The organism is Trichlorobacter lovleyi, assembly GCF_015239775.1.
Taxonomy (GTDB): domain Bacteria; phylum Desulfobacterota; class Desulfuromonadia; order Geobacterales; family Pseudopelobacteraceae; genus Trichlorobacter; species Trichlorobacter lovleyi_B.
Window position 1 is genome coordinate 2,368,012 of sequence record NZ_CP058409.1, and the last position, 14,186, is coordinate 2,382,197.

General features: G+C 57.2%; 16 protein-coding genes. 4 read left to right on the forward strand and 12 right to left on the reverse strand.

What is annotated here, in order from left to right; genetic code table 11:
- Position 1 precedes the first annotated feature (1 nt).
- The 12 genes from FY034_RS10930 to FY034_RS10985 all read right to left on the reverse strand — a co-directional run bounded on the left by FY034_RS10930 (position 2) and on the right by FY034_RS10985 (position 9,830).
- The gene (locus FY034_RS10930; protein ID WP_265550450.1) at positions 2–1,108 is read right to left on the reverse strand and encodes a sensor histidine kinase; all 1,107 of its coding nucleotides are present in this window, start codon (positions 1,106–1,108) and stop codon (positions 2–4) included.
- Between the two features lie 49 nt (positions 1,109–1,157).
- Entirely contained in the window at positions 1,158–1,538 is a 381-nt protein-coding gene (locus tag FY034_RS10935; RefSeq protein WP_265550452.1) for a cystatin domain-containing protein, read from the reverse strand.
- Positions 1,539–1,671: 133 nt separating this feature from the next.
- Entirely contained in the window at positions 1,672–2,061 is a 390-nt protein-coding gene (locus FY034_RS10940; RefSeq protein WP_265550454.1) for a putative signal transducing protein, read from the reverse strand.
- A gap of 182 nt (positions 2,062–2,243) precedes the next feature.
- Complete coding sequence (locus FY034_RS10945) at positions 2,244–2,711, reverse strand: PEGA domain-containing protein (RefSeq protein ID WP_265550456.1); 468 nt, start codon at positions 2,709–2,711, stop codon at positions 2,244–2,246.
- Positions 2,712–2,985: 274 nt separating this feature from the next.
- The gene (locus tag FY034_RS10950; RefSeq protein WP_265550457.1) at positions 2,986–5,274 is read right to left on the reverse strand and encodes a xanthine dehydrogenase family protein molybdopterin-binding subunit; all 2,289 of its coding nucleotides are present in this window, start codon (positions 5,272–5,274) and stop codon (positions 2,986–2,988) included.
- Between the two features lie 3 nt (positions 5,275–5,277).
- Positions 5,278–5,649, reverse strand: a complete 372-nt coding sequence (locus FY034_RS10955; protein ID WP_265550459.1) for a response regulator — start codon at positions 5,647–5,649, stop codon at positions 5,278–5,280.
- A complete protein-coding gene (locus FY034_RS10960; protein ID WP_265550461.1) occupies positions 5,646–6,698 on the reverse strand; it encodes a sensor histidine kinase in 1,053 nt (350 codons plus the stop codon). Before FY034_RS10960 ends, FY034_RS10955 begins: the two co-directional genes overlap by 4 nt.
- A gap of 262 nt (positions 6,699–6,960) precedes the next feature.
- Entirely contained in the window at positions 6,961–7,296 is a 336-nt protein-coding gene (locus FY034_RS10965; RefSeq protein ID WP_265550463.1) for an STAS domain-containing protein, read from the reverse strand.
- Positions 7,297–7,329: 33 nt separating this feature from the next.
- On the reverse strand, positions 7,330–7,671 hold the full coding sequence (locus FY034_RS10970; RefSeq protein ID WP_265550466.1) for an EF-hand domain-containing protein: 342 nt from the start codon (positions 7,669–7,671) through the stop codon (positions 7,330–7,332).
- A 105-nt stretch (positions 7,672–7,776) separates the two neighbouring features.
- Entirely contained in the window at positions 7,777–7,983 is a 207-nt protein-coding gene (locus FY034_RS10975) for a hypothetical protein (RefSeq protein ID WP_012470485.1), read from the reverse strand.
- 77 nt (positions 7,984–8,060) lie between these two features.
- On the reverse strand, positions 8,061–9,197 hold the full coding sequence (locus tag FY034_RS10980; protein ID WP_265550468.1) for an efflux RND transporter periplasmic adaptor subunit: 1,137 nt from the start codon (positions 9,195–9,197) through the stop codon (positions 8,061–8,063).
- A 141-nt stretch (positions 9,198–9,338) separates the two neighbouring features.
- Complete coding sequence (locus FY034_RS10985; protein ID WP_265550470.1) at positions 9,339–9,830, reverse strand: ferritin-like domain-containing protein; 492 nt, start codon at positions 9,828–9,830, stop codon at positions 9,339–9,341.
- Positions 9,831–10,002: 172 nt separating this feature from the next.
- Here FY034_RS10985 and ettA point away from each other — a divergent pair, with 172 nt between their 5' ends.
- From ettA to FY034_RS11005, 4 genes are read left to right on the forward strand one after another with little or no spacing between them, the layout of a single operon-like run.
- A complete protein-coding gene (gene ettA / locus FY034_RS10990) occupies positions 10,003–11,679 on the forward strand; it encodes an energy-dependent translational throttle protein EttA (RefSeq protein WP_265550472.1) in 1,677 nt (558 codons plus the stop codon).
- Between the two features lie 15 nt (positions 11,680–11,694).
- Positions 11,695–12,645, forward strand: a complete 951-nt coding sequence (locus FY034_RS10995) for a diguanylate cyclase (RefSeq protein WP_265550473.1) — start codon at positions 11,695–11,697, stop codon at positions 12,643–12,645.
- Positions 12,642–13,400: a hypothetical protein gene (locus tag FY034_RS11000; RefSeq protein WP_265550475.1), complete on the forward strand. Its 759-nt coding sequence runs from the start codon at positions 12,642–12,644 to the stop codon at positions 13,398–13,400. The genes FY034_RS10995 and FY034_RS11000 overlap by 4 nt, the downstream gene beginning before the upstream one ends.
- Before the next feature lie 45 nt (positions 13,401–13,445).
- Complete coding sequence (locus FY034_RS11005; protein ID WP_265550477.1) at positions 13,446–14,186, forward strand: PilZ domain-containing protein; 741 nt, start codon at positions 13,446–13,448, stop codon at positions 14,184–14,186.

Here is a 14,186-nt window from a genome sequence, read left to right on the forward strand (position 1 = left end):
ATCAGACCTCGATTCTGAATTCTGCACCATCGGCGGTGTTACGCACGCTGATGCAGCCACCCATATTCTTCTCAATAATGGTTTTGGCCAGAAACAGACCGACCCCGGTCCCTTTGCCGAGCGCCTTGGTGGTAAAGAACGGGTCAAAAATCTTGGCCATGATCTCCTCGTTGATGCCGCCGCCGTTGTCGCTGATGCTCACCCTGGCCCGCCCTTCTTCGGACCAGGATCGCACAACAACCCGGGGGTCGCCGGGCTGCCGCTCCTGCAGGGCATCCTTGGCATTCAGAATCAGGTTCATCAGCACCTGACCGAATTCATTGGGATAACCGTTGATCTGCGGTTCACCGGCAGTTGCGACCTCCAGGCGGATGCTGCTGTTTTTCAGGCTCTCTTCCAGAATCTGCACCGTGTCGGCAATGACCTGCTCCACCCTGAACAGGCTCTTTTCCTTATCCGGGACGTTGTAGTTCTGGAAGACGGTAATGGTCTGGGACAGGTGCTGCAGGACCCCCATGGCAGAGGAGATATTGGCATCCAGCAGCTCCTTGCTCAACTCGCCGTGGCGGTGGGAAAAGCCGATTTCCTGCACCTTGACCCCGACCACATTGAGGGGCTGACGCCACTGGTGGGCGATGTTGCCCAGCATTTCACCCATGGCCGCCATGCGGCTCTGCTGGATCAGCAGTTGCTGTTTTTCCCGCAGCTCCTCCATGGCCTGCTGGCGTGCTGCCGTCTCTGCCTGCAGCTCAGCATAGGTCTGCTGCAGCTGGACATTCTGCTGCTGCAGTTCAGCGGCCCGCTCGGCCAGGGCCATGTTCAGCCTTTCGACCTCCCTGGCCGAGCTGTGTAGCGGCCGGGCAACCCAAAACCAGATAAACGGGGCACTGATCAGCACCAGCAGCACGGAGTCGGCAAAGTTATCGACAAAGGCGATCGAGGTATGGAAAATCAGCGGCAGGATAAACATCACCAGCGCCTCGCCCAGAAACAGCACCACCAGCAGGCTTACGATCAGGCGCATGGGTGACATCACCCTGGGTGGTTCACTGCCGATCTCCCTTGCTGTTGCTGACTGGTCCATGGCCTCCCCTCGCTTTCTTCCCATTCCTTCCCCCCAAACAGCAGAAGGAACATCACACTCTTTTATAGTCCTCTTACTTCCATTTCCATGAGGTCAACGTGTACGGCGTTTCCTTGTTCCAGGCCTGCCACCAGACCGTTGCCTCTGCCTTTTTGCGCGTACCGTTCAGTTTTACCTTCAGCGCAAGGTGGTAGTTCATGCCGGAGACAACCTGTTCTTCGGCACGCAGAATAGAGACCAGGCGCAGCTTTGCTGCTGCCGGTTCCAACTCTTTCTGCATCAGCTTGGCCTGTTCAGCAACGGCAAATTTTGCTGCAGCAACCACCTCCGGCTTGGTCGCTGCTGCCGAGACCCAACCGCCGGAGATCTGCTCTTGTGCCAGACAATGGGTATTAGGTAGTGCGGTAAAAAGAATAACTGCAAGGATATAGACGGGAACAGTCAGTTTTTTCATCTGTTTTCCTTTCCGGGTTTGGCACGCTTACCCCCTATGTGCCTCTATTCAGGGGTTACATCACCGTCCGGCACGACAAAGCTCACCACGGTTACGGATACCGAATCAACCAGGTCTCTCTTGATTCCATTCGTTACGCGCGCAACAGCATCATGATAAAACCAACAATGCCGGATGCCCCCAGCAGCAGATAGAGCCAGGCCAGAGACTTGGGGAATGGCGGCGTGGCTGACTCAAAATCCTGCATCAGCGCCTCTTCCTCCGGCAGCAGTTCCTGCCGCAATATCCGGCAGGCCTGTTCAGCACAGCTTTCAGGCACATTCACCTTGATACCACCGAGGGCGTTTGCATACAGACTGTTTATGCCGATCGTATACTCGTCAGCCAGAAACACCGGTATGTCATAGGACTCCAGCTCACTTTTAGCCAGACCTGCCTCATAGGGTGTACCGTACACAGCCACCGTCACCATAGGTTCCGTGACAGCGCATATTTCGTCATTATTAACTTCTGTGTTCTTCATAATGAAACCTTTGTGCCACAGTCGAAGAGATCTGTTGCTCTAACGGCTATGAGTGTGACCGGCGCGGCAGGTTTTCTGCCGCGATCGAGTCCACACGAGAGTTGGGACATCCATTCTCTCAAATGTGAATATGAGCAAGGCCCCTCTGAAACTTCTCCTAACGAATAGAATCTGACTATCACCTATTTCTGTAGCGGTGACAGTTTAATGGTAACTTGATTTGGGAACGTGTAGTAACCTGGAACAGTTTTAACTACGGCGCTTGAGCTAAAAACAGGTTGTCTAATCTTATCTTGAGGCGGGTGATAAGTTCCTACAAATACTTTTTTCGTCTCATAACCAACAAGTTGGGCTTCGATCTCTAACTGCTGATAGGACCCGTACACGTATCTAGTCGCCCCTCCTGGGTCTGGATCAATTTTTTCACTTGGTTTGGGGGCGTTTATTGGAGATTTACCAATATAATCTCCCTGCAATGATATGTCAGCACCTTCAGGAATAGTATGAATTGTGATGACTGAAGTATTAATAGCTGTCTTAGGTGATGTTGCGCAACTGCACAATAGAATAGATAGAATTATCAGATAGTAAAAATAAATTTTGTGAACATTATTTGCTAGCAATGCAAATTTATTATTGTATTTTTTCATTATTATTCCTCCTCAATTTAACATCATTTATTATAATAAATTTGAAATTAAAACTATATATAATAAAATTTTATATTTGCTATTTATTAGCTTTAACAGCATTTCAAACCTTTTATAAAAACACACAACTTCAATACTATTGCAAAGTATTAACTACTTAACCACATTATTAGATATGGCTTGTATACCTGTAAGTTGGTTTATACATTCACAAACAAGATTATAACAATATAAGTTTGTTGTGTTTATAGCAGTACAAACCTCAACTCTCTCCTTATCCCTTCACCCCCGCCAGCACCCGCTGCGGTGTCAGCGGACCATGACAGAGCCGCACACCGCAGGCATCAGCCACGGCATTGGCAACCGCAGGTAAGGGGCCGTTCATGGCCACTTCGCCGATCCCTTTCATGCCAAAGGGGCCGGTCTCTTCCGGCTCTGCCTGGGCTGCAATGGAGATAATCTCCGGGATATCCAGGCTACCGGGGATCAGGTAGGTGGCAAAATCCGGGGTCTTCACCACACCTTCCTGCACCGTGAACTCCTCCATCAAGGCATAGCCCAGCCCTTGCCCTACCCCACCCTGCACCTGCTGGTCAAACATGCCAGGGTTCAGCACCCTGCCGCCGTCAGTCACAGCCAGGTAATCACAAACCGTGATCTGGCCGGTCAGGCTGTCCACCTCCAGCCGCACCAGATGGGCGCCATAGCCGAAGATCACATGGGGAAAACCGATAAAGAAGCCTTTGGCTGTGGCAGGCACCTCTTTACAGGTGGGGGCCACGTACTGGCCCAGGCAGACCCGTTCTTCCGGCTGCATGTAGCCGGCCAACGCAACAAGAGAGACCTCTTTCTGGCTGGGTAGATGGACCACCCTGCCCGGCTGCAGCTCCAGGCCGTCATTGTCCTGCAGAAACAGGATCATCCCGGCCCAGTTGAGCAGACGGGACTTCAGTTCTTCCGCAGCGGTGATCAATGCCTTGCCATAGGTGTAGGTGGTGCGACCAGCCGAGGATGAGCCGGAGGGATAGGCGGTGCGGGTATCCGGCTGTTTCAGCACGAGCCGGGAGGCATCCTGTGACAGGATATGTCCGACGATCTGCAGGAAGGCCGAGGAGTTGCCCTGGCCCATGTCAGCCACCGCGTTGTGGACAATGAAGCTTCCTTCTGCGGTCAGTTCAATCTTGGCAGTGGCAGCATCCCGCACCCCGCCGCCGTACCCGGCAGCATTGAAGACCGAGGCCAGGCCGATGCCGCGCTTTTTAAAGCTGGGCGCTGCTGCCTTCCATTGTTCCCGTTCCTGCCAGAAGGGGTGCTGCTGCAGTTGTTGCAGACAGGTTGTGATGCCGGTGGAGCTGGTCAGGCGGACGCCGGCGCAGTTTTCATCCCCCCGCACCAGGGCGTTTTTCAGGCGCAGCTCCAGCGGGTCCATGCCCAGCCTGGCAGCCAGCAGGTCCATCATGGATTCAAAGCCAAAGGTGGCCTGACAGACCCCAAAGGCCCGCATGGCACCGGCCACCGGGTTGTTGGTGTAGACGCACCAGCCTTCGATCAGGGTGTGGGGAATCCGGTACGGGCCACCGGCATGCTCCATGCCCAGTTCCATCACCTCGGCCCCCAGGTGGGCATAGGCGCCGGTGTCGTACCAGAGCTTGGCATGCAACGCCTGCAGGGTGCCGTCCGCCTTGGCGCCCAGCTTGTACGCCATCCTGCAGGCATGGCGTTTGTAGCCGGCCCTGAAGCTCTCTTCCCGCTCCCACTGCATCCGCACCCAGCGTCCATCGGCATGTTGGGCAGCCAGCCCCAGCAGGCACTGTACCGTGGCGCCATCCTTGCCGCCAAAACCGCCCCCCAGCGACGGGGCAACAATCCGGATCTTGCCCCAGGGGATGCCCAGGGCATGGCTGATCTCAAAGCGGTCACGGAAGGGGGATTGGCTGGAGATCTCCATCAGCAGGCCGCCATCCTCCTCCAGGCGGGCCACACCGCTTTCGGTCTCCAGAAAGGCGTGGGCCTGTACCGGAGTGCTGAAGCTGCCTTCCACCACCACGTCACAATCAGCAAAGCCATCCAGACCAGCGCCTTTGCAGATGCTGGCCTGGGCCAGCAGGTTGTTGGGCTTGTCTTCGTGGATCAAGGGTGCATCCGCTGCCAGGGCTGCATCCGGATCAAAGAGACCGGGCAGCGGTTCAAGCTGCAGCTGTACCGCGCTCATGCCGCGCTGCAGCGCCTCTTTGGTCTCTGCCAGCACCAGGGCCAGCGGGTCGCCGCAGTAGCGCACCATCTCATCGCACAGCACCGGCATATCCTTGTGGATGATCCCCTGGCGGTTGCTGCCGGAAACATCAACAGCGGTCAGTACCTTGACCACACCGGGCAGCGCTGCTGCAGCTGCGGTGTCAATGCTGATGATCCGCCCGCAGGCCAGACTGGAACGGACCGCACCGGCCCAGAGACAGTCTGGCGGGTACAGATCAGCTGCGTACCGTTCTGTGCCGGCTGCCTTGGCAGCGGCATCGCCGCGGGGGTGGGCCGTTCCTATGCTGAGCGGGGTGCCGTTGCCCATCTCTTAACCGAGCTGCCCGTCAATACAGGCCAGCAGGTCGTTAAAGGCAACCGGTTTTGCCAGGAAGGTATGGCTGCCGATCTGGCTGCCGGTAGGCTCCACCTCTTTCTTGCTGACAATGGCGGTCAGGAAGATGATCGGCACCCGCGCAAGCTGCGGTTCTTCTGCAAAGGCAGCAGCCACCGAGCCGCCATCCATCTCGGGCATCATCACGTCAAGCAGTACCAGGTCCGGCCTGAACTGCCGGGCGGTCTCAAGCGCCTGGGTCGGATCATTGAGATCACGCACCTCAAAGCGTCCTGTGGCCTCAAGGTTGCGTCGCATCATTCTGGTTACCCCGGCCTCATCATCCACCAGCAGAATACGTTTTTTCATGGCTGTGCATCTCCCTTTGGCAGTGTAAACAACAGTAGCGCTTCAGCCCCCTGCCGGTCACGCCGGTTGCCCAGTGTGATGGCGGCATGGTGCAGTTCAAGAATCTTCCTGGTTACCGACAGGCCGAGCCCGGTGCCGACCCCCACCGGTTTGGTGGTAAAAAACGGATCAAACAGTTTTGTCACAACCTCTTCCGCGATACCTTTGCCGGTATCCGCAATCCTGACCATGACCGCCTGTTCACCTGCTGCCGCTGCGGTCTGGCCGCTGCCGAAGGCTGCCAGGTCTGCAGGGCAGAGCCGGTGCAGTGCAACGCCGACCGTCAGCGAACCGCCATCCGGCATGGCATGCACCGCATTCATGAACAGATTGATAAAGACCTGCTTCAGCTTGTTTCTGTCCAGCAGCAGCGACGGCAGGAGCTCTGCAGCCTCACGCACCACCGCAATATGCCCGTTGTTCAACTCGTGACGGACCAGCAGCAGCGAATCATCAATGACGGTCTGCAGATCGGCCTCCTGCAGATCAAGCTGCTCCGAGCGGGAAAAATCCAGCATCCCCTTGATGACACGGTCGGCCCGCTGCACCGCATCGGCCATATCCATGACCGTTTCATACCAGAGCGGGGTATCCTTGAGCTGATCGGCCAGAAAGTCGGTCCCGAGCTGGATGATGGCCAGCGGATTCTTGACCTCATGGGCCACCCCGGCCGCCAGCCGCCCCACGGTCTCCATCTTGGCCTGTTGAATCAGCTGCATCTGGGCCTGCTGCAATTCCTGCAGCGACTGCTGCAGCCGCTGGTTCGTCACGGTCAGTTCATCCCGGGTCCTGGTCAGGTCATCAATCATCTGCTCCAGCCGGAATTCACGGGCCTCGATCTTGACCGCCATCATGCCGAATGCCTCGGCAAACCGCGCGACAACCGGGGGATAACGGCCGTCATCAGTCATGGCAAAGATCTGCTGATCTCCCTCATAACGCCCCATTGACAGCTTTTCAGCGGCAACGATCAGCTGGGCAAGCAACTCTTCAACCTGTCGGGAATACATCCATGCTCCTCCTGTGCAGCATCCTGGCCGGGCAGACCTGATGCGTGCCCCTGGCGGCCAGGGGAGGCCGGAACGGCACGTAGGGGAAGGAAACTGAAAAGGGGTGATACGCGGGACAGCCGGAGCGATTAAGCTGCCCGGCAGCAGACGGCCCCTGCAGGGCTGCAGGAGCCGGGGAAAACGGGGAGATGCAGAGCTGCCCACGCATCGGTTCTGACAAAGGTTCCGGTATGCCGCTGCTGCTTCGTGGGACTGACGCGGCTTACTGAAACGAGGCGCAGGCAGCCTCTACAGTGGGGAACGAGGGCAGTATGCTCAGAAAGCCGGAGATCCTGAACACCTCTTCGACCGTCCCCCCCAGACAGCAGAGCACCAGTACGCCATTGTGGATCTTGATCTGTTTGGCAGCAGCCAGAAGGGAGCGCAATCCGGCGCTGCTGATGTAGCCAAGCCCCTCCAGATTCAGGACCAGACGGGTTATGCCGCCTGCACGCTGTTCACTGAACCAGCGGTCAAACTCAACCGTGGTCATGGCATCCATCCTGCCGGTAAGCGTGGCAATCGTAATTCCATCCTGCACAGCCGGTATGATCTGCATGGTGTCCCCCTCCTCAGTCCAGAGAGTAGCGAATCAGAATTTCCAGAGAATAAAGCCGTTCGGCGAGGCGCGGTTCCATTCCTTGCGGCTGATCTGGCCGCTTTTATCCGCATCGATCTGACCAAAAAGGCGCTGCTTTTGTGTTTCGGTCAGGGCAGCGGCATCCCCCTGCTTGACCATATCGCGATGTACCACATGGTGTTGGCCTTTGGCATCCTTGACCACAACCAGATCCGACTTGATCAGCTCATCACGGCTGATCTGACCGTTCTTGTCGCCATCAAGCCGGTTAAAAAGTGCTTCGTCGCTGGCGTTTCCCGCCACTGGGGCCAGCACGGCCAGTACTGCCAGGGTGTACCCTATCAACTGCTTCATGGTCTGAAGATCCTCCTGTAAAATAATACTGCAATGCATGCCATCTTCTGCCAACCAGCCGCTCGGCCTGCCGATGCGGGGAGGCTGCCACCGGCTGCGGCGTCACTAGCCACCCAGATAGCGGGTAAGTTCTTCGCAGAGGGTCTGGGGATAGAGCAAGCGGGCCGGGATCTTTTCACTGCCAAAGAACTCCTCACGCCAGGGCTGCCGCTTGACCCAGGTCATCAGTTGTTCCCACCCCTGCCAGGTTGAGAAATCAACCCCATGGATATTGGTTAGTTGTTCAAGAAAGGTTTGTTCGTATGAAGCCATGCCCTGGACACTCCCTGGTTACCTGCTGCCAGTATACCCGGCTTCGCTCAGTTGGCAACCGCTGGCAAAGAAAAAAACTACGGTTTGCTGGTGATTTTCAGCGCGCCCTGCTGCGGCTGTTCGGCCTTTTTGATCTCAAGCCGGGCGTCCGGCGAGACCCGCAGCTGGCCATCAATCACCACCTGCTCACCGACGGCAAGCCCTTTGTCAATCGCGGTCAGACCGTTGTAGACGGCCCCAGCCGAAACCGGCCGCATCTCGGCCGTCAGGTCGGGCCGCACCACATAGACAAACGTCCCTTTCTGACCGGTCTGCAGCGCCTGTGAGGGTACCGCCACCACACCTTTCCGCTCTGCCAGGGTCAGGGCAACCTGTACAAACTGGCCGGGCCAGAGACGGCGGCTGCTGTTGTCAAAACGCCCCTTTAACTTGATGGTGCCGGTTGTGGTATCAACCAGGTTATCCAGAAAACTGACCAGCCCCCGTTCAACGATCCCGCCCGGCAGCTCTGCCTCCACGGCCATCCTGCCGGCTGCCATCCGCCCGCGGACCGCTGCCAGTTCCCGTTCCGGCAGACTGAAGGTCACGTAGATCGGCGCAATCGCGTTCAAGGTTACCAGGGTGGTCTTGTTGGCTTCAACCACGTTCCCCCGGCTGACCGCCAGATTACCCAGGCGGCCGGCAATCGGCGCGGTCATGGTGGTGTAGGAGAGCTGCACCCGGGCATTTTCAACAGCAGCCTTGTCGGCCTCGACATCTGCGGCAGCAGAGTCTGCCTTGGTGCGGTACGCCTCTGCCTGTTCCTGGGTGACAATCCCTTCTTTGACCAGCTGGGCATAGCGCTGATAATCCTTGAGGGCGTTTTCCATGATCACCCGGTTGCGGGCCAGCGAGGCTTCCGCCTTCCTGAGTGCGGCATGGTACGAGCGGGGGTCCATCTGGAACAGCTTCTGGCCCCGGCTGACCTCTTGGCCTTCTGTGAAATAGACAGCGGACAGTTCGCCGGAGATCTGGGGACGCACCACGACGCTCTCGGTCGCTTCAACGGTGCCAACTGCGGCCAGGCGCTGGGGGATATCGGCCCTGCCGGCAACGGCAACCAGCACCGGTGCAGGCGGCCGGGCCAGCTTCTTTTCTGCCTTTTTCGTACAACCGCTAGCGGTCAGGGCCACCAGTACGAGCAGAATGGTCATGCTGCGCAACACAAGACGCATGGACAACTCCAGGACTCCCCAATGGATATATTCAGCTGCAAAACTGGTTGTATAGCACAAAACGGTGGTGCTGCCACGAAAAAGCCCCTGCCGGTGTGACAGGGGCTTTGCGAAGATTCGATGTGCATAAACGGCGGGTGGCTATTCCCGCACAAAGGTATCCATATCGCTCTCATGCACCATCCCCATGACCCTGGCATACTCGGATTCAATCAGCAGGTAATGGTTATGGGTCTCACGGGCGTTCAACTCGAAAATCGCCTTGACCGCCGGATCGTCGATCCGTGCAGCGGTTTCACGAAGCGCCTCCTCCAGTTTTTTCTCTTTCTGCAACGCCAGCTCAAGTGCTGCCTTTTCCGTAAAGTCTACCCCAATGACCTTGTTCATTGAAGCCATCCAGCCTGATGCCGCATCGGCAGGGGCGTCAAGAAAGGCCTCAAGGGACGGCAGGTCATTGCCCTGATAGATCTTATAAAAATGGCCGGCATGCTCCCGCTCTTCTTTTGCCAACAGTTCAAAGGTACGCCTGGCAGCGGGGTCCTTCATATGACTCGCCCCGATCTGGTAAAAATTCATCGCGTTTTTTTCCGTTTGAATCGAATTCCTGATAGCCTGCTGCAGATCAACACTCATGATGCCCTCCAGGATGTAAGATGTATTAAATTAACAGATACCAATCTACACAATAAAGATCAATAATTATTTGGGACAGCTATAATCCCATTTCCAAAGACCGCTTGCCATTGACATTCAAGGCACTCCATGCAATAAAAAAATCCTTTATAAACAGCGGAGGTGGACGTTCGTGAGCGTTGACGACAAAAAAGTTATCTATAGCATGATGCGGGTATCGAAATTCTACGATAAGAAGCCGATCATCAAGGACATTTCCCTATCCTACTTCTATGGCGCCAAGATCGGTGTGCTGGGTCTGAACGGCTCCGGTAAATCGACCCTGCTGAAGATCATGGCCGGGGTGGATACCGAGTTTAACGGTCAGGTGGCGCTGTCACCCGGCTATACCGTGGGGTATCTTGAGCAGGAACCAAAGCTGGACGAGAACAAGACCGTCCGGCAGGTGGTTGAGGAAGGCTGCCAGGAGATCGTAGACCTTTTGGCGGAGTTCAACGGCATTACCGACAAGTTTTCCGAGCCGGATGCCGATTTTGAAAAGCTGTGCGACCGCCAGGCGGTACTGCAGGAGAAGCTTGACCATATGGACGCCTGGGATCTGGACTCCCGCCTTGAGCTGGCCATGGATGCCCTGCGCTGCCCCGATGGCGACACGCCGGTCAAGGTGCTTTCCGGCGGTGAAAGAAGACGGGTGGCCCTCTGCCGCCTGCTGCTGAAAAAACCGGACATCCTGCTGTTGGACGAACCGACCAACCACCTTGATGCCGAGACCGTGGCCTGGCTGGAAAAACATCTGCACAGCTACAGCGGCACCGTGATCGCCGTTACCCACGACCGTTATTTCCTGGATAACGTGGCCGGCTGGATTCTGGAGCTGGACCGCGGCGAAGGGATCCCCTGGAAAGGCAATTACTCCTCCTGGCTGGAGCAGAAACAGGGACGTCTGGCGGTTGAGGAGAAGCAGGAGAGCGAGCGTCAGAAGACCCTGAAACGTGAGCTTGAATGGATAAGGATGTCTCCCAAGGGCCGCCATACCAAGGCCCAGGCGCGGATCAGCAAATACGAGGATCTGGCAGCGCAGGAAGGTGAGGCACGGGGCAAGGATCTGGAACTGTACATCCCTGCCGGCCCACGGCTGGGGGATATCGTGATTGAGGCGGATAATGTCAGCAAAGGTTTCGGTGACCGGCTGCTGTACGAAGGGATGACCTTCAAGCTGCCCCGCGGCGGGATCGTCGGCGTGATCGGCCCCAACGGCGCCGGTAAGACCACCCTCTTCCGGATGATCACCGGTGCGGAGACGCCGGACAGCGGCACCATCCGGATTGGTGATACGGTCCAGGTGGCCTATGTGGACCAGAGTCGCGACACCCTGAACCCTGACCGCCTGTTGTGGGAAGAGATCAGCGACGGCCAGGAGATGATCCAGCTGGGCAAGCAGACCGTCAATGCCCGCAACTATGTGGCCCGCTTTAACTTTACCGGCGGCGATCAGCAGAAAAAGGTGGGAATGCTGTCCGGTGGCGAGCGCAACCGGGTCCACCTGGCCAAGGTACTGAAAAGCGGCGCCAACGTATTGCTGCTTGACGAACCGACCAACGATCTGGATGTCAACACCATGCGGGCACTGGAGGAAGGGCTGGAGAACTTCGGCGGCTGTGCCGTGGTTATCTCCCACGACCGCTGGTTCCTGGACCGGATCGCCACCCATATCCTTGCCTTTGAAGGGGATTCAAAGGTAACCTGGTTTGAAGGCAACTACTCCGAATATGAGGAGGACCGCCGCAAACGCCTTGGCAGCGAAGCGGACCGCCCGCACCGGATCACCTATCGCAAACTGACCCGCTAACCTCACGGAGGCCGCATGGCTGACACCGGTATCCCGATTCTGCTGGTTGACGACGACCGCTTCATGCGGACAGTGCTGTGCCAGACCCTGCAGGATGCAGGATACCAGGTCAGTCAGGCTGCCAACGGTAAAGAGGCGCTGGAGCTCTGCCGCTCCACCTATTTTCCGATCATCCTGACCGACTGGGTCATGCCGGAGATGGATGGCATCGCGTTCTGCCGCGCCTTCCGGGAACAGGCTGCAGAGTGCTACACCTACCTGATCCTGCTGACCTCACAGGAAGGCAAGGAGAAACTGATTGAAGGGCTTGAGGCCGGTGCCGACGAGTATCTGATCAAGCCGGTCAATGAGGCGGAACTGATGGTACGCCTCAAGACGGCCCGCCGGATTCTTGACCTGGAAAGTTCCCTGCAGCAGAGCCTGGAGGAGATCAAACAGCTCTCGATCCGGGACGCCCTGACCGGCGCCTTTAACCGCGGTTACCTGGATCAGCATCTGCCCCACGAGATCCGCCGCGCAGACCGCTACATGCGCGACCTGTCACTGATCATGATGGACCTTGACCATTTCAAGAAGATCAACGACACCTGGGGCCACCAGGCCGGTGATGCGGTTCTGCAGCACTGCACCCGTATCATTGCAGGCACGATACGCCATGAAGTTGACTGGGTGGCCCGCTATGGCGGCGAGGAGTTTGTTCTGGTGCTGCCCGAAACCGACCGGACCGGCTGCCGGGTGGTTGCGGAACGGTTGCGCAGCCTGATTGAGGCTGCTCCCTGCAGCTTCAGGGGGGCCACCCTGGGCGTAACCGCAAGTTTCGGCAGCGTGACCCGTACCCATGCCGACAGCCGCGCCATCAACAGCCCGGATCAGCTCCTGAATCTGGCTGACCAATGCCTGTATGCTGCCAAACAGGCCGGACGTAACCGGGTCGTAGCAGCCCAACGTGAGGGGACGACGCCATGAACTACTCCACCTACTTTACGCGAGGCCAGAAAGTCTTCCTGATCAACACCTCGGCTGACCGGGACAAAAGCCTTTTTGAGGCCTTCTCCGCCACCATTACAACAGCGGAAAATCACCAGTTTGTGATGCGTCCCCGCTACCCGCTGCAGCATGGGGATCTGTATACCCTGAAGCCGGGAATGCGCTTCAAGGTGACTGCCGAAAGTTATGGATCAGGCATGCAGTTTATCGGATCTGTTCACTCGGTTTCAGGCAGGGAGATCGTTATCCATCCGGCCGAACAGCTTGAGATGTACCAGCGCAGCCAGGTTCCCCGGATGGACCTGATTCTTGACTTTCGTACCTTTACGCGCTCCTCCCCGCTGCCGTTCTTCCGGCGCGAATGGGAACGCTACCAGAGCATGCTGACCAACAGCAGCAGCGCCAAACTTGAACTGAAATCCGGCGAGATCAACCTGGGGGTGGGTGGTTTCCGCCACCTGGTGGACAAATCAGACCCGCAGTCGGAACTTTGCATGGCCTTTATTGATCTGGAGCAGGGAACAGCACCGGTCTGCGCCGTTGCAGAGCTGCTCTGGCGCCGCAGCCTGCCGGATGACGACAGGCTCGCCATCGGCCGGAGATTTATCCTGATACGCAAGACGGATCAGCAGCGCATCCAGGCCTACATCCAGCACCGTCAGAAGAAACAGAGCAAAAAGGCGATCCGCCCAAGGCACAACTGGGAGCTGCTTGACCGGATGTTTCACGAATAGGCACGCCGCCCGGCATACTCTACAAACGGACACCATGACAACCAGATGAACTACGACCGCTACTTTATCCGTGGACAGAAAGTCTTCCTGATCAATATTTCGGAAGAACGGGATGAATCCATCTTTGATTCATTCACCGGCAAGGTTGTGCTCTGCAACGATGACCGGCTCCAGCTGAAAACCGCCTACCGGCTCTATTCAGGCGAGGTGATGAGCCTGAAACCGGGGATGCAGTTCAAGCTGACGACTGAGGCCATGGGTATGGGGGTACAGCTTCGGGCTGAGCTTACGGAGCTGATTTCCCCTGAAGAGCTGCAACTGCGTCCCCTGGGTGAGCTTTCCGTGTACCAGCGGCGCCAGACCCCCCGTATCGATGTCACGCTGCCCTTGCTGCACGTACCCCAGAAGTCATCACTGGCAGCCTTCCAGCGGGAGTGGAAACGGGTTGTCAGTGATCTGCACAAACCGGATCCTCCCCGCCTGAAGCTGTCCGAAACCGTCCTGAATCTCAGCGCCGGGGGGGCGCGCATCGATCAAAGCGCTACCCCGACCCATCTCTCGCTCCTGGTTATCGACCTGCAGGATGAAAAACCGCCGCTCTGCGCCGTTGCTGAGCTGGTCTGGCATCAGCAGGATGATGAGCAGAATCTGGTCAAATGCGGCTACCGGTTTGTGGGGATACTGAAGGAAGATCAGGAGAGGATAACGGTACTGGTGGAAAAGGAGATCGGTGGAAGGGCCTCAATAACCAAGCACCGGGAGTTGATTGACCGCATGCTGCCGTAG

Bases quoted from the DNA above. Each gene is read 5' to 3' on its own strand.
- FY034_RS10960 (WP_265550461.1), bottom strand. From the start codon at position 6,698: ATGTATTCCCGACAGGTTGAAGAGTTGCTTGCCCAGCTGATCGTTGCC.
- FY034_RS10995 (WP_265550473.1), top strand. From the start codon at position 11,695: ATGGCTGACACCGGTATCCCGATTCTGCTGGTTGACGACGACCGCTTC.
- FY034_RS10935 (WP_265550452.1), bottom strand. From the start codon at position 1,538: ATGAAAAAACTGACTGTTCCCGTCTATATCCTTGCAGTTATTCTTTTT.
- FY034_RS10940 (WP_265550454.1), bottom strand. From the start codon at position 2,061: ATGAAGAACACAGAAGTTAATAATGACGAAATATGCGCTGTCACGGAA.
- FY034_RS10985 (WP_265550470.1), bottom strand. From the start codon at position 9,830: ATGAGTGTTGATCTGCAGCAGGCTATCAGGAATTCGATTCAAACGGAA.
- FY034_RS11005 (WP_265550477.1), top strand. From the start codon at position 13,446: ATGAACTACGACCGCTACTTTATCCGTGGACAGAAAGTCTTCCTGATC.
- FY034_RS10970 (WP_265550466.1), bottom strand. From the start codon at position 7,671: ATGAAGCAGTTGATAGGGTACACCCTGGCAGTACTGGCCGTGCTGGCC.
- FY034_RS10965 (WP_265550463.1), bottom strand. From the start codon at position 7,296: ATGCAGATCATACCGGCTGTGCAGGATGGAATTACGATTGCCACGCTT.
- FY034_RS10980 (WP_265550468.1), bottom strand. From the start codon at position 9,197: ATGCGTCTTGTGTTGCGCAGCATGACCATTCTGCTCGTACTGGTGGCC.
- FY034_RS10930 (WP_265550450.1), bottom strand. From the start codon at position 1,108: ATGGGAAGAAAGCGAGGGGAGGCCATGGACCAGTCAGCAACAGCAAGG.
- FY034_RS10945 (WP_265550456.1), bottom strand. From the start codon at position 2,711: ATGAAAAAATACAATAATAAATTTGCATTGCTAGCAAATAATGTTCAC.
- FY034_RS11000 (WP_265550475.1), top strand. From the start codon at position 12,642: ATGAACTACTCCACCTACTTTACGCGAGGCCAGAAAGTCTTCCTGATC.
- FY034_RS10975 (WP_012470485.1), bottom strand. From the start codon at position 7,983: ATGGCTTCATACGAACAAACCTTTCTTGAACAACTAACCAATATCCAT.
- FY034_RS10950 (WP_265550457.1), bottom strand. From the start codon at position 5,274: ATGGGCAACGGCACCCCGCTCAGCATAGGAACGGCCCACCCCCGCGGC.
- FY034_RS10955 (WP_265550459.1), bottom strand. From the start codon at position 5,649: ATGAAAAAACGTATTCTGCTGGTGGATGATGAGGCCGGGGTAACCAGA.